The organism is Comamonas denitrificans (genome assembly GCF_017368815.1).
GTDB lineage: Bacteria > Pseudomonadota > Gammaproteobacteria > Burkholderiales > Burkholderiaceae_C > Comamonas > Comamonas denitrificans.
In genome coordinates this window covers 16732-37799 of record NZ_JAFNME010000020.1, presented here as the reverse complement: position 1 = coordinate 37799, position 21068 = coordinate 16732, and the positions used below count along the sequence as shown (strand labels likewise).

The following is a 21068-nucleotide window of genomic DNA, read 5'->3' as shown; positions in this document are numbered from 1 at the left end:
GTGGGCAGCGTTCGCCGGTGAGATGCCGAGGCGAACTGGCGGGTGGCGTGGGTGAAACCCGCGGCAGCCTTGACACCCTGGCTACGGGCTGTTGCCGAACCATCGGCAATGCAAGAGGGAGAATGGAGTGGCCCGCAGGCTGCGTCGCCGATCAATCCGAAGCGGTCGAGCCCGTCTTGTGCAGGTACTGCACCAGGCGCTGGCCCAGCCACGCCATGCACGGGACGGCCATGGAGTTGCCGATCGCCTTGTAGCGCGGAGCATCTGCAGCGGGCTTGCCGCGGTACGGGATCAGCGTGTAGTCGTCGGGCATGCCTTGCAGCCGCTCGCACTCCACGGGCATCAGCCGCCGCACCCGCCAATGCGACCAGTCGCCGGGGCCAGGGTCGTTCCAGTCGTAGCGGAAATGCGCCTCGAAGTCGGGAGCCAGGACATAGGGCTTGTCCGCGCCGCCGCCGCTGGTGCGCAGTGCGCCCGCTACGCTGCCGCCCAGCTCGGCGGCAAGACCCTGCTCGCGGCCGTGCAGAGACACGCAGGCCACCATAGGTACGCCGTAGCCCGGCTTGCCGTTGGACAGCACGGTGCAAGCGACCTGGCCATGGCCCGACTCGAAGCGCACTTCACCGCGGTTGTTCTGCGCGAACGCGATGGCGGGCACGACCCCGGCGTTCGCATGGCTGTTGCAATGGCCGCCAGCGCGCAACGTCGGTGTCAGGTCGAGCGTGGCATCGGCGCCGCTGCCCTGCGCGATGAAGGCGATGATCGGAACACCCTTGCCGGTGCCGTCCTCGCTGCTGCCCTTGCCGTTGTTGGCGGTGTCGAGGGTGTGGCTGATGTTGCCTGCGACGGATTGCACCAAGTAGGTCTCGGTGCAGATGTCGTGCTTCGGGCCGCCAGCCATCAAACTGGCTGCAAGATCGGTCGGGCCACGCCCATTGCTGAACCCAAACGTCGTCGTGACCTTGCCGCAGGGCTGCTTCAGTCCTGCATATCCGTCTGCTGGGTCAACACTAGGTTCAGCAGTGCAGGCAGCTTCTTGCCACGGCGCGCTGCCCGCACAAGAATCCCCGAGCAGGCCTGCGCGCTCAAAAAGTACTTCTGCGGGATCGAGGTCATCTCCACCACTTGCCACAAGAAACACACGCTTGCGGCGTTGGGCGACACCGAAATATTGAGCATCGAGCACGCGCCAGGCGATGCGGCGGCGGGGTCCAGACACACAACCAGCGTACGCCCATTTTTCCCCTGGCGGCTGGAGCGCACGGCTTTCTCCGGCCAGTGCGCCCAGGAAATGCCCGAAGGCATTGCTGCGGTCGTTGAGTACGCCTGGGACGTTTTCCCAGACGAGCGTGGCCGCCGGGCGGCTGTCTTGTTGGCGGGTTTGGTCGATGGCATTGGCAAGCTCCACATAGGCAAGGGAAAGGGCACCGCGCGGGTCATCCAGCCCGCGACGGCTACCTGCAACGCTGAACGACTGGCACGGCGTGCCGCCGACCAGGATGTCGGGCGCTGGCACAGTGCCGGCACGCACCTGGCGGGCGATCGCGGTCATGTCGCCCAGATTGGGCACGCGGGGGTAACGGTGGGCGAGCACGGCGCTCGGGAACGGCTCGATCTCGGCGAACCATGCGGCTTCGAGGCCGAGAGGTTGCCAGGCGAGGCTCACGGCCTCAATGCCGCTGCACACGCTGCCGTACAGCAGTGGCGCGGTTTGGGGCACACCGCGTGGGGGGCGAGGTTGCGGGTTCATGTCGGGTCTCCTGTTTGTGTGGCCTTGGACTGTGTGGCCGGGCCGGGACGTTGATCGGCAGGAGAAAGGCGCCGAAGGCCCAGTGGCCTCCGGCTCGGGATGACAGAACCACCCGTGGGCTGTTGCAGGCCCGGTTGTCGCTAGAACCGGCTGCTCATCAAGCAATCGCACCCGGCGCATGTCGTGGTTGGCGCCGGCATCTTCTGGCGCACATCCGCGCACAAAAGGAGCCCAGTTTTTCGCCGTTGGGCACGGCATCGAATACCGCTGACCACGAAGGGTCTCCGGGTGGCTCGCAGGCGGGCAAGCCATCGGGGGACCCTTCGCAGAAGCGGAAAAATGCAGATCAGTAGAACGCGCCGGGAAACCCCGGACATGGTTCGTGGAGAAGCTACCTTCAGGTCCCGCGGCCGGGGACGGCCGGGCGGGACGCGCACACGGACAAGAGAAGGCGTTGCGCGCTGGGCGTCCCGCAGGGCGTGCGGGACATGGGCCACGCCGCCGATGGCGGACACGGCTCTCGGGGAACGGGGTCGGTCAAGAGCCTTTGCGGCCGCTACTGCCATAAAGGCGTAGAGATCGCGAGGCTCCGCGTTTGGACGCGCCGGATTCGACCGGCAGCGTACCTTTGCAGTCGGGGTAGCGACTGCACGACCAGAAGGGGCCGGTCTTGCCGGTGCGCTGGCGCGTGGGTGCGCCGCACTGCGGGCAAGCGGGTCCCTGGGGAACCTTGATGGACAGCGAGGTGCTGCCGTACTGCGCGATCAGTTGCGAAATCCATGCGGCCTGCTTGCCGATAAACACATCCAGGGTGAGCTGACCAGCCTCGATCATGTCGAGCGCCTGTTCCCACACTGCCGTCGTGCCGGGGTCTGCAATCGCCGCGGGTACGGCGTCGATCAGGGTGAACGCTGCATCCGATGCGCGAATGGAGCGTCCTTTCTTCACAAGGTAGCTGCGGGCGATCAACCCGCTGATGATGTTGGCCCGCGTGGCCTCTGTGCCGATGCCGACCGTATCCTTGAGCTTCTGCTTCAGGCGCGGGTCCGTCACCAGCTTGGCGACCCCCTTCATGGATTTGACCAGCTCGCCCTGCGTGTAAGGCTTGGGCGGCATCGTCTTGAGCGCCTTGATCTCGGCCTCGGTCACCTGACACGCCATGCCTTCGCGCAGCACGGGGAGTACCTGGCTGCGTGCCGTGGCTTCACCGTCCTCGTCCGCTTGCGGCTCGGCCAGCACCAGGCGCCAGCCCTTGACGATCACCTGTTTTCCGGTGGCCACCAGCTTCTGCTGGTCGCAGGACAGCTTGGCGACAGTGCGGTCGAACTCGTGGTGAGGGAGGAACTGCGCCAGGTAGTGCGCGCGGATCAGCCGGTACACCGCCAGTTCCTTCTCGCTCATGGCCGAGAGGTTCGCGGGTTCCAAGGTGGGAATGATGCCATGGTGCGCCGTCACTTTGCCGTCGTTCCAGGCGCGCGAGCGCTGGGAGCGGTCGAGCTGGCCCATGATCGGGCGCAGCGAGGGATCGGTCTTGAGCAGGCTGTCCAGAACAGTGGGCACCTCGGCAAACATGCTTTCGGGCAGGTAGCCTGAATCGGAACGCGGGTACGTAGTGGCCTTGTGGGTCTCGTACAGGGACTGGGCGATCTCCAGGGTTTCTTGAACATCCAGCCCAAGCTGTTTGGAACAGACCTCCTGCAAGGTGCCCAGGTCGAACAGCAGCGGCGGGCCTTCACGCATGTGTTCGGTCTCGACAAACACCACCTGAGCGCTACCCGCAGCGCGGATCTGTTGCGCGGCTTGCTGGGCAACCGGCTGTTGCAGGCAGCGGCCAGCGTCGTCGGTGCAGCCATCGGGCGGAACCCACTGCGCGCTGAAAGCCTGTCCACCCGCAGACAGGGACACGTCGATGGCCCAGAACGGCACCGACTTGAAGGCCGCGATCTCGCGGTCGCGGTCCACGACGAGCTTCAGGGTCGGCGTCTGCACGCGCCCGACGGACAGCACGCCGTCGTAGCCGGCCTGACGCCCGAGCACCGTGAACAACCGGCTGAGGTTCATGCCCACGAGCCAGTCGGCGCGTGAGCGCGCAAGCGCCGAGTAGTACATCGGCAGCGTGTCGGATGAGGGCCGCAACTTGCCGAGCGCGGTGCGGATCGACGCATCGTTGAGCGCCGACAACCACAGCCGTTCGATGGGGCCGCGGTAACCGCACAGGTCGATGATCTCGCGGGCGATCAGCTCTCCCTCGCGGTCGGCATCGGTGGCGATGACCAAATGGGTCGCCTTCGCCAGAAGCGCTTTGACGACCTTGAATTGCGTGGCGGTCTTCGGTTTGACCTCGACCCGCCACTGCTGGGGAACGATGGGCAACTGCTCCAGCGACCAGCGCTTGAGCGCCGCGTCATAGACCTCGGGAGCTGCTGCTTCTACGAGATGGCCAATGCACCAGGTGACGGTGACGCCGGAGCCGCTGAGACAGCCTTCACCGCGCTGCGTCGCGCCGAGAATCCGGCCAATGTCTTTGCCCTGGGAGGGCTTCTCGCACAAGAACAGCCGCATGTCAGTCCATCCGATTTCCATGGTTCATTGAGTTGCGGGAATCGAGGATGCCGAACACCACCAAGGGCAGCAGCAAACAAGCCGCATGCGGTGGCGACCACTTTTACGGGATGGGATGGCGGGGACGGGAGTGGCGTTCGGCCGGGGATGTGCGGGCCGGGAGCCGCGATTTTTTGGAGCGCACGGACGCCGGTGGACGTTGATGGAGCTATCCCCTGGGGATAGCTCGCGAGGGCATGGGGGCGACGGACGACTGCCACCGCCCCATGCCGGATCACTTCCTGCGCTTCGGCTCCTTCGGCGCGGTCGGTTCCTGGGCGGCCGGGGGTTTCGGCTGCGCATCCTGCGCGGCCTCTTGCTGCCTGGGGCTGAGGGCTACGGACTCGATGCGGAACGGCAGGATGCCGACGCTGCGCGCGTTGATCTGCCAGGTCTCGCGCGGCTGATCCTCGTTGTCCGTCCAAGGTTCGCGCTCCATCCGGCCGACGACCAGCACGCGCATGCCCTTCTGGTAGAGGTCCTTCCAGTGCGCGGCGTCGCGGTGCCAGATTTCCACCGGCGCCCAGAAGCCGCCGCGATCCTCGAAGGTGCCATCCTTCTTGGGAATGGGGTTGTCGAAATAGACGTTCAGGCGCAGAAGGCGGCTGGGCTCGTCGTTGCCGTTGGGGAACTCCCGGTACTCGGGGGGCGAGCCGATGTTGCCCTCGCCAGAAAAATGCGTACTCATGTTGCAATCTCCGTGGTGGTTGAAATACCCGCACCTGGTCGGTGACGAGCGCGTGCTGGGTTGCCCGGCGCGATCACTGATCGCGCAGTGCGGGTGGGATGGACTTGAGCCGACGCAGGTAAGCGTCTTCCGCCTCGGTGGCCTTGCTGGCACACTCCTGGGCCAGCCTGCCCAAGGTGTGCAACAGGCTGATCTGCATGTTCAGCGTGATGCGCTGCAGCTCGATGGCGTGCAAGTCGGCCAGCAGGTTGACCGGCGTGCTGGTACTCGCCATCAGCTCCTGCCACAGTGCCACGCCCATGGCCGAGCGGTCGTGCTTGCGCCAGCGAAGAAACGCCGTGCCTGCGCCAGTTGTCTGCTGGGCCAGTTCGATGGGGAGCAGGTGGAAGGGATGCCCGAGGGCTTGTTGCAGCACCTGTCGCTGCGCCAAGCCAATCAACTCGTCGCGCATGGCGAAGCACTGGCTGGCCCAGGCCTCCAAGTCCCCTTTACCCTTAAAGGGCTTTAAAAGGCCTTTTTGAGAGGCTGCGTGTTCCAACTGCATGAAGGCTGTCTGTTGCAGAGGGCGGAAGTAGCGGGTGTCGCGGTTTGGGTCGCTCATGCCTGCGCGTCCTCGCCGGCCGTCGCTTCGGGGGCGGCGGCCTCGTCGCTGGGCGATGCGGCTGCGGCAGGACCGTCACCGCGCTGCTGCAGGCCACGGCGCATGATGGGCGGCGCGAACTTCGAGCGGCGCGTGCCCTCCAGCACGTCCGGCGGCATCTCGCCGAACTTTTCCAACGCCGCCCGCGCTGCGGCATTCTTGGCGGCGAAGTCGTCGCGGGTGCAGCCCGAGTAGCGGTACTGCTGGGCCAGCGAGAACAGGCTGCGCAGTGCATGCGCGCCTTCGTTGAGCCAGCGTTCGAGCGTCGAGCGATCGATCAGCGCGGTGTGGTGCGCGAGGATCAGCTTGCGGGCGATATCGTCGTAGTCGGCGAGCAGGTACACGGCGGCAAAGCCGAGCTGCGCATTGACGAACAGCGGCAGCTTGACCGGCTGGACGTTGAGGTTTTCGCCCAGGGTGAGTGCCGGCGGCACGCTCGCCAGGGCCTGGTCCACCTGTTCGCGCAGCGATTGCAGCGTGGCCTTGGTCTGGTCGAGCTTGTCCTCGATGCGGAGCATCCAGAAGTCGCTGTACGGGTCGTCCTGCTCCGAGCCGCGCCGCATCTTGTTCATCTGGGCGATGTAGCCGTTCAGGCCGACGATGCCCGGTCGCCCTTCGGCGGCGGCGCGGCCGTGCCAGATGCGCGAGGCGTGGTGCGTGTGCAGCGTCAGCGACATCGCGCTGCGCAAGGAGCCGAGATTCAGTTGCAGGGGTTCGTTGGTGGTTGCCATGGTGTCCGCTCGTTGTTGGAAAAGAGCGGACAGCTTCGGCAGGTAGCGGAAGGCAGTCAGTCAACAAACCGAAACCCGCCCGTCCCCGGTTCACGGCGCGGTGGGTGCATGCGTCGCGATCTATCCCCTGGGGATAGCGCCATGGAGCGCCAAGGAACGCTGCACACCCGGATCAGCGCGAACAAGGCCGATCCCGCTGCAGGCGATCGAGGCCTGGCGTGCAGCGGTTCGACGTGTAGCCGTCAGTGGAACTATCCCCAGGGGATAGCTCTACTGGAAGCCACCGGCATCCACTTCACCACCTTGCAGGCCCGCTCACTTGCTGGCGAGCAGGTTGCGCAGCCGCTCGATGTGCTGCCTGGCGACTTCTGGCGGCACAGGCTTGCCCTGCGGCTGGGATGGTGGCGGTGCTGGTGGTGGCGGCCGCTCGTTCGGCGCAACGGGCGCCGATGGCGCGTCCTTCTTGGCCCAGGCGTTGAACTCGCCATGGATGGCCCGCTGGATGATGCCGAACAGATACCCTGCAGGATTGCGGATGCCATGGTTGCTGCATCGTGCAGCCCATTCGTCCAGCACGGCCTGCCTCAGCGCAGCATCGACCTGCTGTAGTGCCACCCTCGCACCTGTCTGCTGCTCTGCCTTCAGTTCCGCGAAGCGTTTGGGCCATTGCAGGTCGCCCAGCGCGCGCGCATGCGCTTGTGCCTGCGCGGTAGTACGTACTTCATTAATACGACTACTACGTACTGTACGGGCCTGCTTCGGATTCCGAAGAGAGGCGTCTGGCGCGGGTTTCGACCCTGCTTCGGATTCCGAAGTGGGATCGTCAGGATTCCGAAGAAGGCTCGTCGCCCCTTCTTCGGATTCGTGCGTGGCGTCCTCCTGTGGATAACTTTCGTGCGCCCCGACGCCCTGGCTGGCGAGGCGTTCGGCCAGGACTTGCAGCCTCGATGGCAGGGTGCGCCCGGCCAGCATCGGGTCTTCGCCGATTTCCTTGAGGGTGTGCAGGCCTACGATCTGCACGGCTTTGGCCGAATGGCCGAGCGCTTGGCTGACGAGTTGCAGGTAGTCCGGGTCGAGCTGCATCGCTTCAAAGGGGGTCAGCGGCTCGTCGTGCAGGACATAGAGGTTGCCGAGGATGCGGCCGGTCTTGGCGTCGCGCCGTCGCCGCACCAGGCTCAGCCATCGAGTCAGCCGCAGCAGCGTCAGTGCTCGCGCCACGGTTTCGTGCGAGGCTTGCCCGGCGCAGGGCATCGACGCCAGCCAGGGCCGAAGCTGTTCATACGTCGGGAACGCCGTCACGCCATCGTCGTTGAGCATCAGCCGGAAGACCTGCCAGGCATTGCGCTCCAGCGGCGTCAGGCGGCGGTCGAGGAACAGCCGTCGCGGTACGGTCTCGTGCCGGTTGCCGCTGAACAGGAAGGCATCGCCAGACGCCGGACCAGTGGGCATCGCGACAGGTGTAGGTGTGGGCGGGGGCGCGTCGGCGTTGGGCTTGGGCACAAGGTCTTTCAGCGCAGCGTCGAACAGGTCTGCGAGTGCGATGGGGCCACGACGTGGTGCGGTGTCGTCCACGGCCATGGTTAACCCAATCCTTGATCGACCCAGCTCTTGATCGAAGCCCAGACCACCGACAGAGGCAGCGACATGCCTTCGGCGAGGTCCATGGCGGCATCGAGGATGGAGGTTTCGTCTTCGAGATCGACGTTCCTGCTGCTGGTCACGGCCTTCCATTGCCGCCACAGCTCCGTGTCCTGCTTCTCGTCCAGCACGGGATGGCGACCCTTGCGCTTGGGCAGGCCGAGGATTTCGCGGCGAAGCGCCACTTCCTGGTGGGTCAGGCCGTAGAAGCGGCTGACCATTTCGGTGCTCGCGCCGAGGCGCAGCATGCGATCGACCGTGGCGATCTCCTTCTCCACATCCTGCGCCTGCCTGAGCAGACGCCGGAGCACTTCGCGGTTGACCGTCACCGAGCACCACGAGACGTTGGCGTTGGCCAGCACGCTGATCAGCGCGGGATGCTTGAGGGCGTCCAGCTCTTCCTCGCCAAACCCCATCAGCTTGCAGCGGCGCAGTTGCCCATTGCGCAGGTCATAGAGGGCCTGGGCGATGACGGCCTGGTTGAGTGGGTGTGGTGCGGACATGCTGGTCTCCCTCGGTCACGTTCCAGGGTCCGCAGCGCCGGCGTCCAGGTCGAGCAGACGGCGGGCCAGCCGCAGCAGCCGGAACAGCTTGACCAGTGCGGTGTCGCTCAGTCGCCGGGTTGCGTCGCCTTGTCCGTGCAGCAACGCCGACAGGTCGATGACGAATTGCCTGTTATCCAAGCCGACGTCGGCGGGCTGCTGACCGGCCATGCATGCCAGCAGCGCCAGGACGGCACGGCCCAGCGGCTCCAGGTCTTGGGCGTGGGCACGGCAGGCGAAACCGATGCCGTCTGGACGGTCATCGATGCACTCGTCCAGGCGAGCCTCGCCCGCGATCTCGCGGGCGAACTGCGCGACGTGGATGCGCAGGCGCTCGGGCGTGTCCAGGCTCGCGTCGATGTGCCAGACGTCGGAAATCGGGTAGAGACCGCCTGCTTGGACGGGAATGGACTGCAAGACGTTGGCCGAGAAATCGGGCAGCGCATCCCCCAGCTCGTCGGCGACCATCCGCTGAATGGATTGCAGCCGCTCCGTCGTCGGTGCAGGCGAAACGATGTGCCCCTGCAGCCGATCACCAGGAGCAGCCATGGGGCTTCCTGCGGGTGAGCCGTCCGACCCTGAGCCGCCCTCGCGCTCGCGCGACCCAGGTGTGGTTGCCGGCGTCGGGGCCGATGGGGCCGGCGCCGCGGGCGGGCGTGCCATGGTGTCAGGCTCAGGCAGCGTGGGGGGTGCCGTTGGTGGGGTCGGATCGCTGACCAGGGCGCGATGGCGGCTTTCGGATTCGGTGAGGTCGAGCGCCAGTACGTCGTAGTCGATGCCGAGCAGTTCGGACATTTGGCCGATCAGCTCGTCCTGCACGCGCTGGGGGGCGAACTCGTCGGCCTGCGTGTCGAACTGCGACAGCACCTCCTGAAAGAAGTCATCGAAGTCCTGTACCAGTAGTGTGCGGCCTTTGGCGTAGCGCTCCCACGCGAGCATGCAGGCCTTGCGCATGACCGACAGGCGTTCGACCTGGTGGCGGCCGAGCCCGCCATAGAGCACGGTCGGGATCGCCGGCAGGAGGTAGCGCACCGCGTCGTTCATCCGGCTGATGTGCGACTGCTGGACCGGGAAACCATCGGCGGCGAGGCGGCGTGCCAGTTCGGACTGGCTCAGGGCGGCGCCGCTTTCCTGCTCGTAGAACTCGCGCGCCTTCTCGACGCCGAGGGCGCGCTCGATGAACGTCAGGCCTCCACGCAATTCGTTCTCGGCCAGGTGGCCGGTCAGCATGACGACTTCGCCGCGGCTGGGCCACGGCCGGAACAGGCACGATATGCGAAAGAACCGCTCGTCCTTGGTCTCCGACCACAGTTCGCGCAGGATCGCCAGGCGCGTGTTGCCGCCGTTGCGAATGATGTAGTGGTCCTCGCCCGGGCGCCGGGTGATCGCCGGGGCTGCGTCCAGGCCGCGCTCGCGGATGGACGCCTTGATGTCCTCGTAGGCCGGGTTGCGCTTCTTCCTGGGATCGTGGTCGTAGGGGCGCAACTGGTCCAGGGTCACGACCATGGGCGTGTCGGCGATCGGGTCGCTCAAGGCCGAGGTGGACGGGCCGCTGCGCTCGAACCCGGCCGCGAGCAGCTTGCCGGCCATCTGCTGGGAGGTCATTTCAGCCATGGCGGCCTCCCTGCACTGGGGACCGGGCCTCGCGCTCGGCGCGGCGGATCTGCGCGCGGGCGTTGAGGGCGGCCCGGTGGTCACTGGCCGTCGAACTGGTGTAGATCGCGGCGCAGCCGGCCTTGGTGAATTTGAGGTGGCCGCCCGGCGTGCGCTTGACGTGCCAGCCCTCGCCGACGGCGAATTCGATCAGGGCGCGCAGCCGCTTATGGCCTCGGGCCAGTTCATGTGCGCTCGCCATGGGGCCTCCCGGTATCCAGAGGAAATGGCGGGCGGCCGGACACCGTGGCAAATCGGTGCTGCCATTGCGGGAACAGTTCGCCGGCGAGGCCGCGGATGGTGTCGAGCGCGGCGGGGGCGACTCTGCCCGGTGGCTGGCGGTATTCGACCCGATGCACTGGCAGGCCGCGCGTCGCGGCGCGCGGATAGGCTTCGATGGCCGGCACGTCGGTGGTCAGCACGCGGATGCCGGCGTGGTCCTGGAACAGGTCGCGCAAGGCCTGTTGGATCAGCCGGGCGTTCGCCGACACCGGGTGGACCCTGTTGATGAGCAGATGCAGCGGCGGCGGCTCAATGCCCAGGTGCCGGTACGGAGCGATGTCCTCCAGCAACTGCATGGTGCCGCGCCGCAGTTCGCGGGCGGCGAGGATTTCCGGGGTCACGGGTGACAGCGCGAGATCGGAAGCGAGCACCGCCATCTCCAGCGTCACCGAACGCGCGCCCTGGGTGTCGATCAGCACCAGGTCGTAGAGAGGAGCCAGCATGGGCAGCAGGTGCCGCAGCCGCAGGCGCCCATCCGGCGCGTGCAGCAACAAGGTGCTCAGCTCGCCCCGGTGGTCGTTGGACAGCACCAGGTCCAGACCCGTAATGATCGTGCGGGACACGAGCTGGCCGAGGTCGCGCTCGTTGAAGGCCAGCAGCTCATAGATGCCACCAGGCGCACGGTGTCCCAGTTCGTAGTAGGACGACAAGGTGGGCTGCACGTCGAGATCGAGCAGCAGCACGCGCAGCCCCGCGTCGGCGACGAGCCCGCCCAGGTTCGCGGCAGTGGTGGTCTTGCCGACGCCACCTTTCGTTGAAATGATGGATACAACCTGCATGGCGTTCTCCGTGTGAGGATGGAAGGTCCGCGGGAGAATGGGTCAGGCCCGGTTGTTGACGCGCTCGGCGATCCACTGATCGATTTCGATGGAATCCCAGCCGACGGCGCGCACACCCAGGCGCAGCGCCTTGGGGAACTTGCCCGCGCGCATCAGGTTGTAGAGGTGGGCGCGCTTGAAGCCGGACTTCGATTCGACTTCTTCCAAGCGCAGGATGCGGCGCTCGTTGGGCGGCAGAACAGGTGTTTGCGACATGGTGGTCACTCCTGAACGCTCAGTGGCGTTTGTTGGCGTGACCTCTATTCAATAGACATGGCTACGGAAAGACATTGCAAATGCAATCTCCGCGACTGCACATACAAGCTGGCAATCCTCAGAGGGTGGCGCTATGCAGCCGGCGTCTGGCCGTGGCGAACTTGCCGTTCAACGTCCGCTCGGCGATCCCCATGACGCCGTGGTGATGGGCGACCAATGCGCTTACGACAGCCTCTTGCGTTTTGAAGCTGGAGTACGGTGTGCCCGAGGGCGATTGGCCGAGCATCAGCTCCAATATGCCGCCGATGATGTTCAGGTAGGTGGCTTCGGCCCGATCACTGATTGGGTACTGCGCGCAGGCCGGGATGATTTTGGACTGTTTGAGCAGTGCGTCGTGCTTGTCTTGCAGCTCGCGGAGTTGGCGCTTGGACTGCTCCAGGGCAGATTTGAGGGCCAAGCGCTCGACCAGCATGGCCTGCCCGGTTTCCAGAGAGATGGAGGGATGGGCGATGCGCTCGCTGCGCGAGAAGAGAAAGCCGGGGCGCTGTTCGGGGTAGTGCTGGCGCATCCAACGCTTCAGATCGACGTGACGGACAGTGAGATCAGGGGAGTCGATCAGCGCGGTGTCGTGCGTCGTGATGCCGTTCCTCCCGAAAGGAAGTTCCGCATTGAGGATGCCATCGTAGATGCGTTCGGTATACAGCCTCAGCTCACCCCAACGTGGGCAATCCAACGACTGTGGCAGGTTCCTTGACGACGAGACCGAAGTGAGGATGACATGCTCAAACCGCAGAAGCCCAGCCCACCGGAGGGAGGCTTCGATCGGACGATAGAACACCTTCGATGCTGGTGCATTGTGGTTCATGCTCCCATCTCCTTCCAGGAGAACTACATGGCCGACTCCTTTGGCGCCAACCTCATGGCCGGGCAGTTGTCTGTGGATGAAGCGAGTCCCGAGTCTCGCTTCTTCATGAGCCCTGAGCACTTTTCAGTAGCTCAAGTCAGTGGTAGCCGCCATGTGCTCAATGTGTAAGAATCCGTGAGTGGTAGGTTGATCGGTCCTGTCGCTGATCAACACGAAGAATGGCGCTCACACTGGCAGCGTCATGCGTTACCGCAATCTCATCAAGAGCAATTTGTCATGGTGTGATACCCCTGCGGTTTCACAGGGCGCAATAGGCGCGCAGTGGCTTCTAGATGCCAAGGCAGGCGTACTGATCCCGAGCCTGTCATGCGTTCCCAGGTATCCTGATATACCGATAAAGAATCGCGCATCCAGTCCCAGTGACAAGCGTATGGGTTCTTCCCGCGCAACTTGCGCAGACGGGTATGGGTGGTCGCTTCTGCAGCGAGCCGGTGTGCCGAACAGCTCAGGCACGGCGAGAGCCATGCAGTCCAACCTTGGTCGCCGGGAGGCGCTAACGACGACAGGCGTCTGCCGCCAGACAACAACCGCGTCGAGAGGCAAATTCGTCCAGTGGCACTTCAAAGGGCGAACCAGTTGTTCGTCGGTAGCTTGCGTGCCGGTCAGCGCGCTGTTTCGGTGATGAGCCTGGTGCGCTCGGCTCGGCCCAACGGGCATGACCTCTATGCGGACTTGCGTGACGTGCTCGAATGCCTTTCGACGCAGCTAGCCAAGCATATGGAAAGGTGATCATTGGTGAGTTCGAGACCACCGTAGCCGGCGATGAACGAGGTGTGGGGACGATGCGCTGAGGAGGTGTCCTTGGACCTTACTGGAAGTTTCTGGACGAACTTGTTGCCGAGGGTGAAAAATGAGGCTACAATTAAGGTCTTCGCTAGTCAAGCCAGCGAAGAAAGTGATTGGGAAACAACGGCTTACGGTCTTAGTAAACGTCTCGTTTCCCGCTCCAAATTTTTCTATGGACATTGCACAACGTTCATAGATAGCTAAAAAAGCCAAAAACTTTGTTTTTTGGCTTTTTTTGTTTTTGGCCTGCGTCTGCTTGCGCGTCGTATTTGGATGCTGCGGCATAAAAAATAACGGCCTGTAGTCACGCCCCATGCAAGTTGATCTCAAAATTCTCGATGCGCGTCTGCGCGACACCCCTCCCACTTATGCCACCCCTGGCAGCGCCGGCTTAGACCTGCGGGCCTGTATTCAAGCGCCCGTACTGCTGCAGCCGGGCCAGTGGCAATTGATTCCGACGGGTATGGCGGTGCATCTGCGTGATCCCGGCTATGCCGCCCTGATCCTGCCGCGCTCAGGCTTGGGGCATAAGCATGGCATCGTGCTCGGTAATCTGGTGGGGCTGATTGATTCGGATTACCAGGGCGAGCTCATGGTCAGCGCCTGGAACCGCTCTAGCACCGCTTTTACCTTGCAACCCATGGAGCGTTTGGCGCAGTTGGTGATCGTTCCCGTGGTGCAAGCCCAGTTCAACGAGGTGCAAGACTTTGCCCAGGTGAGCGAGCGCGGCACGGGGGGGTATGGCTCAACGGGCAAGGTTTAATTTTTCTGTCAAACCCGAGCGCTCCAGCAAAGATTGCACTTGGGGTTGCATACCTTCGAGGGCCAAGTGGGCCCCGCGCTGCTCCAATGCTTTGAGCAGCTGCTCCAGGCTATCGACCCCCGTGGTGTCCAGTGCAAACAAGGCGGCCATGTCCAAGGTCATGGTGCTGCCGACCGGTACGGTTTGAGCCGCTTCAAGCAGCACATCAAGCTTGTCTGTGGCACCAAAAAAGAGCGCCCCGTGTAAACGCCAAGCTAGGCCATCGGCGCTGGTGGCATGCACCTTGAACAAGGTGGCCATGCGCCGCACGAACAGCACGCAGGCCAGTACCAAGCCCACTTCCATGGCAACCATCAGGTCAAACACCACCGTTAAAAAGAAGGTACCCAGCAGCAAAAGGCGGTAATGGTTGCTGAATTGGCGCAGGCGGACAAACTCGCGCCACTCGCCCATATTCCAAGCCACAAACAACAAAACCCCTGCCAGTACGGCCAGGGGGACATGCACGGCCAGAGGGGCTGCTAGCAGCACAATCAGCATCAGTACCAGGGAATGCACCAAGCCGGAGATGGGCGAAGTTGCCCCCGAGCGCAAATTGGTGACGGTGCGGGCAATCGTGCCGGTCACAGGCATACCGCCCAAGAAGGGAACGACAAAATTGGCTGCTCCTTGGGCTAAAAGCTCCTGGTTGGGGTCGTGTTTGCGATGGCTGGGGCTGGTGGCCAATTGGTCGGCCACGCGGGCGCATAGCAGCGATTCAATCGCGCCCAGCGCGGCGATGGTGATGGTTGGCATCAGCAAACGCCGCGCGCTGTCCCAGGACAATTCGGGCCACACCAAGGCTGGCAGTTCTTGGGGAATGCTGCCAAAGCGGCTGCCAATGGTTTCTACTGGTAGGTGCAGAAAGTAGGCCAAGGCCGTGAAGGTCAGCAACGCCACCACCGGGGCGGGCAGGCGGGCAAAAGTACGCACGGTAACCCCATCAAAACGTTGGATTGGGGATTTTTGGTGCAGCAAATACGGCCAGATAAACAGCAGGGCCAAACAACCGACCGCCAAGCCCAGGGCGGTGGGATTCCATTGGTTTAAATGGCTGCCAATGGCTTGCATTTGGCCAAAAAAATCACCTGGCATTTTGGCAATGGGCAGGCCCAGCGCATCTTTGAGTTGCGAGAGGGCAATCAACACCGCAATGCCGTTGGTAAAGCCAATGATGATGCTCACGGGGACAAAGCGCACCAAGTTGCCCAAGCGGAAGATTCCCATCAGCATTAGCAGCACCCCCGCGCCGCAGGTGGCAATCAAAAGTCCACCCACTCCGTGACGCTGGACGATGCCATAGACAATGACGATGAATGCCCCCGCAGGCCCGGCAATTTGCACGTTCGAGCCGCCCAGGAGCGCGACCAACGCGCCGCCAATGATGGCGGTCCACAATCCTGCTTGAGGGGGCAAGCCGCTGGCAATGGCAAAAGCCATGGCCAGCGGTAACGCTACGACACCCACGGTGGCCCCAGCACCCAGATCACCGACCAGGCGCTGGCGGTTGTAGTTGTGCCGAATATCAAGAATCCGAGGGCGAAACTGCATGGAAATCCTTAAAGTTTGATGGGTATCAAAACTAAATACTGACAAAAAACTTACAAGCAATAGGCTGTGGGCGCGACATATTGCTGGGTGGCCAATAAGGTTGAGTAAATATTATCGAGTGCATCGCTGTTTATCGTTGGGCTCAGTTCGGAAGAAAGGGGTGGTATGAATAACACCATTGTTGGATCGAGTGGGCATAAGTTGCCCGGATGCCACATGCCAGCGCCGCCACCCCCAGTGCGCAGACACTGCGAGGCGTTTACGCCGGTGCAGCAAACTTTGATTATTCCGCTGGTCGCGCGGGCTTTGGGTGGGGGGCTTTACCCGGGGCATGCCTGTGGGGATGAGCAGGCCAGCCGCCTTTTGCGCACCCTGGAGATTGATGGCCAAGCCTATCTGGCCGATCGCCCTACCGTGCTGAATGTGCTGTGGCGCACGCGCTTGATTCGGGAGTGCGCCCAAGCCTTTTTTGTTGAACACCCCAAAGCCTGGGGCATCAACTTGGGCTGCGGGCTGACAGATTATTTTCAGTGGCTGAACAATGGCCAAAACACGTGGCTGGATGCGGATCTCGCTGAAGTGATGGCCTTGCGCAAAACGCTCTTGCCTGCCCAAATGCCCCGGCTGCGGGCTGGTACGGCAGATTTACAACAACCTGGCTGGTGGCAGCGTTTGCGCCTGCCTAAACGGGCCACAGCGCAGCCGGTTTTTCTGTTGATTGAAGGGGTGCTGCTGTATTTCCAGCCCGATGAAGTGCGAACGGTGCTGCAAGAGTTTGCCGAGGCAGCGCCTGCGGGCTCCGTGTTGGTGCTCGATACCATGGCCCGCTGCGCCGTCGGTCAAGCCCAATGGCACGCCAGTGTGGGGCGCACCCAGGCCCAGTTTCGGTGGGGCATTGGCCAAATGCAGGAATTGACTGCCTGCCATCCTCGCCTGCAACTGCGCCAATCGCACAGCGTGGCCCCCAGCCATGGCTGGATGGGGGTGGCTATGGAAGCCATGTGGAATCCCTGGGGGCACAGTGCGCCGCTGTACGGGCTGGCAGAGTTGGTGCTTGAATGACTGAACCGGTCCCGCTGGGCCACTCAGCCCCGTGCAGCGTGCGGCCTCAGCACTTCATTCGTTTTACTGCTGCCAAGGCAGCCCTCGATAGCGCCAGCCATTGAGCTTGCCGCGTTGGCCGTTGGCATCCAAATCGCCCTCAAAACCTTCCAGAATGCTGTAGGCCTGCAGCCCAAGCTCGGTTGCCCGCTGCGCAGCAGCTACCGATCGCACTCCACTGCGGCACAGCAGCAGCACCTTGCTGCCTGATGGCACCACAGCTTGCAGCTGGGTATCAAAATCGGGATTCATCAGCATTTGCGGCCATTGTTTCCAAGCTACCACTTTGGCCCCTGGCACCTGGCCCACCCAGGCACGTTCGGCATCCGTGCGCACATCCACCAGCACCGCATTCCCCGCTTGTACCCATTGCCATGCCAAGGCGGGGGGAATGTCGCCGGCATAGCCATGGGCGGGAATCACCGCACCGAAATCCTTTGTTTCGCTCATTGCAAACTCACTTTATGGCCAATAACGCGGCATTATCGGCCCCATGCTTTGGACTGAATTTACTGCGTTGCTGCTCTTGGCCACTGCCATGAGCTTTACCCCGGGCCCCAATACCGCTTTGGCCACCGCCATGGCCGCCAATGCTGGCTTGCGCCACAGCCTGCGCTTTGTGTTGGCTGTGCCAGTGGGCTGGTGTTTGCTCCTGTTGCTGTGCAGCGTCGGGGTAGGGGCATTGGTGGCACAAGTTCCTGCTCTGCGCTGGGGGATTCAGCTGGGGGGCTGCAGCTATTTGTTGTGGCTGGCGTGGCGGCTGGCGGGCACTCGGCAACTGGCCCAGGCGCGGGCGGATCGGCTGCAGGTGGGTTTTGGTCAAGGCGTTTTGCTGCAGTTTGTGAACATCAAGGCATGGTTCTTGGCGCTGACGATCATCGCAGGCTGGGTCGCAGGACAGCCCAATATGGGCTTGCGCTTGGGCATTGTGGTGCCGGTAATGGTGTTTTTTGCTTTTAGCAGCAATCTTACGTACGCCTGCCTCGGGGCCGTATTGCGCCACTGGTTAGCCCAAGGGCAGCGCCTGCTATGGTTCAATCGCGGTATGGCGTTGTTGCTGGCGGTGACGGCGTTGTGGATGCTGCAAGGGCAAACCCCTGGGTTTGTGCCCTAGGCACCACAGATGAACTTGCTGACAATGGCCGCTCTTCGGAGCAGGCCAGCCTTGCCACCAGCGGCTGCCACCTGTTGAAAATTTTTGCCTGGGTGATCCCCGGCTTTTCTCTTGAGAGACCCAACATGACCCAATGGACCCTGGCCAGCCGTGCCGCCAAGATGAACTCGTCAGCCATTCGCGAGATTCTCAAACTCACCGACCGCCCCGGCATCATCAGCATGGCAGGCGGCCTGCCTTCCCCGCAAACCTTCCCGATCAGCGCCTTCCAGGCCGCGTGCAATACCGTACTGGAGCGTGATGGCGCGGCAGCCCTGCAATATTCCACCACCGAAGGACTGCCCGCACTGCGCCAGGCGGTGGCCGATTTTTTGCCCTGGGATGTCGATCCGGAGCAGGTGCTGATCGTCAGCGGCTCGCAACAGGCCCTGGATTTGATCGGCAAGATCTTTTTGGACAAAGACAGCCGCTTGCTCGTTGAGCGCCCTACCTACCTAGGCGCTTTACAAGCCTTTGCCCCGATGGAGCCGATCGCTGTCGGTGTGGCCAGCGACGATCAAGGCATGTTGGTTGATGATTTCGCTGCCCAAGCGGGCAGCGGTGCTGACAAAGCCCGCTTTGCCTATGTGCTGCCCAACTTTCAAAACCCCACGGGGCGCACCATGAGCGAGGAGCGCCGCCAGGCCCTGGTGGACAAAGCCCGCGAGCTGGACATTCCTTTGGTTGAAGACAACCCCTATGGCGATCTGCGCTTTGAAGGTGAGGCCCCCTTGCCACTGGCAGCCCGCAACCCCGAGGGCGTGCTCTACATGGGCTCGTTCTCCAAAGTGCTGGCCCCGGGCTTGCGCTTGGGCTTTGTGGTGGCCCCTAAATCGGTCTACGGCAAACTGGTGCAAGCCAAACAAGCGGCCGATTTGCACACCCCCAGCTTTAACCAGCGCGTGGTGGCCGAGGTGATGAAAGATGGCTTCTTAGCGCGCCACATCCCCACCATTCGCACCCTGTACAAAAACCAACGCGATGCCATGCTGGCCGCCCTGGACCAAGAGATGGTGGGCTTGGGTGTGAGCTGGACGCGCCCCGTTGGTGGCATGTTCCTGTGGGTGCAACTGCCCGAAGGCATGGATGCGCAAAAACTGCTGCCCCTGGCGGTGGAGCGTGGCATGGCCTTTGTGCCTGGCGCCCCCTTCTTCCCGGGCAATCCGCAGCACAACTGCCTGCGCCTGTCGTATGTGACGGTGCCGCCGGCACAAATTGCCCAGGGCATCGCTGCCTTGGCGGCTGCGATCAAAGCCTATGCGCAGTAAGCCTTGCCGGGCTTGACCGCCCGTATTTTTGGTTTGTTGCGGTCGCGCAACAAAAAACACCATTTTTGGCCCCGCAAGGGGCTGTTTTGTTTACCCCGCTGGGCATCTCTGGTGCAATAGCCCCAGCTTCCCGAAAAGGAGGTTGGCGCGGCTCGAAAGGCCGCCTTTTTTGGTGGCAAACACTGCGCCCTCTGTCAAACCTTGGAGTAATTGCAATGAAAAAATCCCTGATCGCCCTGGCTGTGCTGGCTGCTTCCGGCGCTGCTATGGCCCAATCTTCCGTGACCCTGTACGGTGTTCTGGATACCGGCCTGACCTACAGCAAAGGTGACGAATCCGTTTACGGCATGACCCACGTCGGTGGTAACGTGAACAGCCGTCTGGGCTTCCGCGGCGTGGAAGACCTGGGCAACGGCCTGAAAGCCACCTTCAACCTGGAAGCAGGCATGGGTGTGGATGATGGTACCGACTACTTCACCGGCAATGGCATGGCTTTCCGCCGTACCTCGACCGTGGGCCTGGAAGGTGGCTTCGGCTCCGTGCGCCTGGGTCGCATGCTGACCTCTTCCTACCTGGCTGTGAACCGCTACGATGCTTTCGGTGACACCGGTATCGGCGCTTCGCTGGCTTGGAACATCCCTCAAACAGGCTATGCCCCTCGTACTGAGAACGCTATCTCCTACACCAGCCCCAACTTCAGCGGTTTCAAAATTGGTGCTGAATACGGTTTTGGCGAACAGCAAAAAGCCAGCGACAAGCGCTACATCGGCATCGGTGCTACGTACGACAACGGCCCTCTGAGCCTGGGCTTGGGCTTCGATCGCCTGAACGGAGATACACGTAACAATACCGTTGGAACCGAAAATCTGACGACTTGGCATCTGGGTGCCGCTTACAACTTTGGCGTTGCTAAGTTGATGGGCTTCTACAAGCAAAGCAAAGATAAAGATGCTGGCGTAGGTGCAGCTGGCGATAGCGTGAAATTCAAGACCTTTGGCTTGGGTGTAACTGCTCCTGTGGGGGCTGCTGGTGAAGTGCGTGCTTCGTACAACCACTACCGTCTGTCGGCAGACGTCACTGGTTTTTCCGTGCCGACTTTCAAAGCTAACCAGTTGAGCCTGGGCTATGTGCACAACCTGTCCAAGCGCACAGCTCTGTACGGTACTTACGCTTACCTGAAAAACAAAAACGACAGCGGTGTCAATATGGGCCTGCAGCTGAACGGCGCTATGAGTGGCGCTGGTCTGTCCGACAGCGGTGCCCAGCACGGCCTGCAAGTTGGCGTTCGCCACGCTTTCTAATCTAAAGCTGGGGTCACCCAGCTTTGGTTAAGAAACTAAAAACCAGCCTCTTTACCGAGGCTGGTTTTTTTATGCCTGCGCTGTTTGCGCTGTTGCCAGGGCAGACACGCAGGTCTGCCCCTGCGGGTTTGGCCACGCATGTCCCCCGCAGGGGCGAACCTGGGTGTTCGCCCTGCCTCTATGCCTATTGTTCGTGGTGCTAGAACGGGTTCACCGTCTCAGCGCCGCTCAACCACGCAAAAGCTGGCGGCGTAGTCGGTTTCGTCGGTCAGGCTGATCCAGGCGTGCAGCTGGCGCTCTTGCATCCAGGTGTGCATGGCACCGTGTAGCAGGATGGTGGGCTGGCCGCTGGGCAGGTTGCCAATTTCGCAGTGGCGCCAGGTCATGGGCATGACCATGCCCAGGCCAACGGCTTTGCTAAAGGCTTCTTTGGCGGAAAAGCGCGTGGCCAGGTAGCGCAGGCCGCGCTCGGGCCAGCGTTGGCTGCGGGTGCGCCAGGTGGCCAGTTCGTTGGCGGTCAGAATTTTTTCGGCGAAGCGTTCGCCATGGCGCTCAAAGCTGGCGCGGATGCGGCGGATGTCGCAGATGTCGGTGCCAATGCCGTAGATCATGGGGTGGGTGC

Annotated in this window: 22 protein-coding genes; 7 read left to right on the top strand and 15 right to left on the bottom strand. The window is 62.9% G+C overall.

Annotated features, from left to right (window positions below; translation table 11 throughout):
* Positions 1-151: 151 nt before the first annotated feature.
* The 12 genes from J1777_RS09895 to J1777_RS09840 all read right to left on the bottom strand — a co-directional run bounded on the left by J1777_RS09895 (position 152) and on the right by J1777_RS09840 (position 12424).
* Positions 152-1750, bottom strand: a complete 1599-nt coding sequence (locus tag J1777_RS09895) for a DNA cytosine methyltransferase (protein WP_003821062.1) — start codon at positions 1748-1750, stop codon at positions 152-154.
* A gap of 537 nt (positions 1751-2287) precedes the next feature.
* Complete coding sequence (locus J1777_RS09890) at positions 2288-4312, bottom strand: DNA topoisomerase III (RefSeq protein ID WP_003821061.1); 2025 nt, start codon at positions 4310-4312, stop codon at positions 2288-2290.
* A 274-nt stretch (positions 4313-4586) separates the two neighbouring features.
* Positions 4587-5039, bottom strand: coding sequence for a single-stranded DNA-binding protein (locus J1777_RS09885; protein WP_003821059.1), 453 nt, complete (start codon positions 5037-5039; stop codon positions 4587-4589).
* Between the two features lie 73 nt (positions 5040-5112).
* Positions 5113-5640 carry a DUF3158 family protein gene (locus tag J1777_RS09880; protein ID WP_003821057.1) on the bottom strand — a complete coding sequence of 176 codons (528 nt, stop codon included), beginning with the start codon at positions 5638-5640 and terminating at the stop codon, positions 5113-5115.
* Positions 5637-6410, bottom strand: coding sequence for a PFL_4669 family integrating conjugative element protein (locus J1777_RS09875; protein ID WP_003821056.1), 774 nt, complete (start codon positions 6408-6410; stop codon positions 5637-5639). Before J1777_RS09875 ends, J1777_RS09880 begins: the two co-directional genes overlap by 4 nt.
* 315 nt (positions 6411-6725) lie before the next feature.
* Complete coding sequence (locus J1777_RS09870; RefSeq protein WP_003821055.1) at positions 6726-7988, bottom strand: STY4528 family pathogenicity island replication protein; 1263 nt, start codon at positions 7986-7988, stop codon at positions 6726-6728.
* Positions 7989-7990: 2 nt separating this feature from the next.
* Positions 7991-8551: a DUF2857 domain-containing protein gene (locus J1777_RS09865; RefSeq protein ID WP_003821054.1), complete on the bottom strand. Its 561-nt coding sequence runs from the start codon at positions 8549-8551 to the stop codon at positions 7991-7993.
* 15 nt (positions 8552-8566) lie between these two features.
* Complete coding sequence (locus tag J1777_RS09860; protein ID WP_033470938.1) at positions 8567-10204, bottom strand: ParB family protein; 1638 nt, start codon at positions 10202-10204, stop codon at positions 8567-8569.
* A complete protein-coding gene (locus J1777_RS09855; protein ID WP_003821044.1) occupies positions 10197-10445 on the bottom strand; it encodes a hypothetical protein in 249 nt (82 codons plus the stop codon). Before J1777_RS09855 ends, J1777_RS09860 begins: the two co-directional genes overlap by 8 nt.
* Positions 10429-11304 (bottom strand): ParA family protein, encoded by an 876-nt coding sequence (locus J1777_RS09850; RefSeq protein ID WP_003821043.1) that lies wholly within the window; start codon positions 11302-11304, stop codon positions 10429-10431. Before J1777_RS09850 ends, J1777_RS09855 begins: the two co-directional genes overlap by 17 nt.
* A 42-nt stretch (positions 11305-11346) precedes the next feature.
* Positions 11347-11559 (bottom strand): AlpA family transcriptional regulator, encoded by a 213-nt coding sequence (locus J1777_RS09845; protein WP_003821041.1) that lies wholly within the window; start codon positions 11557-11559, stop codon positions 11347-11349.
* Positions 11560-11677: 118 nt separating this feature from the next.
* Positions 11678-12424: a hypothetical protein gene (locus tag J1777_RS09840; RefSeq protein ID WP_003821040.1), complete on the bottom strand. Its 747-nt coding sequence runs from the start codon at positions 12422-12424 to the stop codon at positions 11678-11680.
* Positions 12425-12451: 27 nt separating this feature from the next.
* On the opposite strand from J1777_RS09840, the gene J1777_RS09835 reads away from it, so the two are divergent.
* From J1777_RS09835 to dut, 3 genes are all read left to right on the top strand, one after another.
* Positions 12452-12592: a hypothetical protein gene (locus J1777_RS09835; protein ID WP_153573857.1), complete on the top strand. Its 141-nt coding sequence runs from the start codon at positions 12452-12454 to the stop codon at positions 12590-12592.
* 300 nt (positions 12593-12892) lie between these two features.
* Complete coding sequence (locus J1777_RS09830; RefSeq protein ID WP_074167576.1) at positions 12893-13213, top strand: IS66 family transposase; 321 nt, start codon at positions 12893-12895, stop codon at positions 13211-13213.
* A gap of 370 nt (positions 13214-13583) precedes the next feature.
* Positions 13584-14033, top strand: a complete 450-nt coding sequence (dut, locus tag J1777_RS09825; protein WP_207575556.1) for a dUTP diphosphatase — start codon at positions 13584-13586, stop codon at positions 14031-14033.
* Here dut and J1777_RS09820 read toward each other — a convergent pair.
* Entirely contained in the window at positions 14016-15623 is a 1608-nt protein-coding gene (locus J1777_RS09820; protein WP_207575555.1) for a SulP family inorganic anion transporter, read from the bottom strand. The genes dut and J1777_RS09820 overlap by 18 nt on opposite strands.
* A gap of 165 nt (positions 15624-15788) precedes the next feature.
* Between J1777_RS09820 and J1777_RS09815 the strand changes: the two genes are divergently transcribed.
* Positions 15789-16685, top strand: a complete 897-nt coding sequence (locus J1777_RS09815; protein WP_242700486.1) for a class I SAM-dependent methyltransferase — start codon at positions 15789-15791, stop codon at positions 16683-16685.
* A gap of 63 nt (positions 16686-16748) precedes the next feature.
* Here J1777_RS09815 and J1777_RS09810 read toward each other — a convergent pair whose 3' ends face one another.
* Positions 16749-17174, bottom strand: coding sequence for a rhodanese-like domain-containing protein (locus J1777_RS09810; RefSeq protein ID WP_207575554.1), 426 nt, complete (start codon positions 17172-17174; stop codon positions 16749-16751).
* Between the two features lie 43 nt (positions 17175-17217).
* On the opposite strand from J1777_RS09810, the gene J1777_RS09805 reads away from it, so the two are divergent.
* The 3 genes from J1777_RS09805 (at position 17218) to J1777_RS09795 (ending at position 20446) form a co-directional block, all read left to right on the top strand.
* Positions 17218-17838 carry a LysE family translocator gene (locus J1777_RS09805; protein WP_207575553.1) on the top strand — a complete coding sequence of 207 codons (621 nt, stop codon included), beginning with the start codon at positions 17218-17220 and terminating at the stop codon, positions 17836-17838.
* Positions 17839-17963: 125 nt separating this feature from the next.
* Positions 17964-19145 carry an aminotransferase-like domain-containing protein gene (locus J1777_RS09800; RefSeq protein WP_207575552.1) on the top strand — a complete coding sequence of 394 codons (1182 nt, stop codon included), beginning with the start codon at positions 17964-17966 and terminating at the stop codon, positions 19143-19145.
* 215 nt (positions 19146-19360) lie between these two features.
* A complete protein-coding gene (locus J1777_RS09795) occupies positions 19361-20446 on the top strand; it encodes a porin (protein WP_207575551.1) in 1086 nt (361 codons plus the stop codon).
* A 218-nt stretch (positions 20447-20664) separates the two neighbouring features.
* Here J1777_RS09795 and acpS read toward each other — a convergent pair whose 3' ends face one another.
* Complete coding sequence (gene acpS, locus J1777_RS09790; protein ID WP_207575550.1) at positions 20665-21057, bottom strand: holo-ACP synthase; 393 nt, start codon at positions 21055-21057, stop codon at positions 20665-20667.
* Positions 21058-21068: the final 11 nt, after the last annotated feature.

Bases quoted from the DNA above. Each gene is read 5' to 3' on its own strand.
- J1777_RS09895 (WP_003821062.1), bottom strand. From the start codon at position 1,750: ATGAACCCGCAACCTCGCCCCCCACGCGGTGTGCCCCAAACCGCGCCA.
- J1777_RS09890 (WP_003821061.1), bottom strand. From the start codon at position 4,312: ATGCGGCTGTTCTTGTGCGAGAAGCCCTCCCAGGGCAAAGACATTGGC.
- J1777_RS09885 (WP_003821059.1), bottom strand. From the start codon at position 5,039: ATGAGTACGCATTTTTCTGGCGAGGGCAACATCGGCTCGCCCCCCGAG.
- J1777_RS09880 (WP_003821057.1), bottom strand. From the start codon at position 5,640: ATGAGCGACCCAAACCGCGACACCCGCTACTTCCGCCCTCTGCAACAG.
- J1777_RS09875 (WP_003821056.1), bottom strand. From the start codon at position 6,410: ATGGCAACCACCAACGAACCCCTGCAACTGAATCTCGGCTCCTTGCGC.
- J1777_RS09870 (WP_003821055.1), bottom strand. From the start codon at position 7,988: ATGGCCGTGGACGACACCGCACCACGTCGTGGCCCCATCGCACTCGCA.
- J1777_RS09865 (WP_003821054.1), bottom strand. From the start codon at position 8,551: ATGTCCGCACCACACCCACTCAACCAGGCCGTCATCGCCCAGGCCCTC.
- J1777_RS09860 (WP_033470938.1), bottom strand. From the start codon at position 10,204: ATGGCTGAAATGACCTCCCAGCAGATGGCCGGCAAGCTGCTCGCGGCC.
- J1777_RS09855 (WP_003821044.1), bottom strand. From the start codon at position 10,445: ATGGCGAGCGCACATGAACTGGCCCGAGGCCATAAGCGGCTGCGCGCC.
- J1777_RS09850 (WP_003821043.1), bottom strand. From the start codon at position 11,304: ATGCAGGTTGTATCCATCATTTCAACGAAAGGTGGCGTCGGCAAGACC.
- J1777_RS09845 (WP_003821041.1), bottom strand. From the start codon at position 11,559: ATGTCGCAAACACCTGTTCTGCCGCCCAACGAGCGCCGCATCCTGCGC.
- J1777_RS09840 (WP_003821040.1), bottom strand. From the start codon at position 12,424: ATGAACCACAATGCACCAGCATCGAAGGTGTTCTATCGTCCGATCGAA.
- J1777_RS09835 (WP_153573857.1), top strand. From the start codon at position 12,452: ATGGCCGACTCCTTTGGCGCCAACCTCATGGCCGGGCAGTTGTCTGTG.
- dut (WP_207575556.1), top strand. From the start codon at position 13,584: ATGCAAGTTGATCTCAAAATTCTCGATGCGCGTCTGCGCGACACCCCT.
- J1777_RS09820 (WP_207575555.1), bottom strand. From the start codon at position 15,623: ATGCAGTTTCGCCCTCGGATTCTTGATATTCGGCACAACTACAACCGC.
- J1777_RS09815 (WP_242700486.1), top strand. From the start codon at position 15,789: ATGAATAACACCATTGTTGGATCGAGTGGGCATAAGTTGCCCGGATGC.
- J1777_RS09810 (WP_207575554.1), bottom strand. From the start codon at position 17,174: ATGAGCGAAACAAAGGATTTCGGTGCGGTGATTCCCGCCCATGGCTAT.
- J1777_RS09805 (WP_207575553.1), top strand. From the start codon at position 17,218: ATGCTTTGGACTGAATTTACTGCGTTGCTGCTCTTGGCCACTGCCATG.
- J1777_RS09800 (WP_207575552.1), top strand. From the start codon at position 17,964: ATGACCCAATGGACCCTGGCCAGCCGTGCCGCCAAGATGAACTCGTCA.
- J1777_RS09795 (WP_207575551.1), top strand. From the start codon at position 19,361: ATGAAAAAATCCCTGATCGCCCTGGCTGTGCTGGCTGCTTCCGGCGCT.
- acpS (WP_207575550.1), bottom strand. From the start codon at position 21,057: ATGATCTACGGCATTGGCACCGACATCTGCGACATCCGCCGCATCCGC.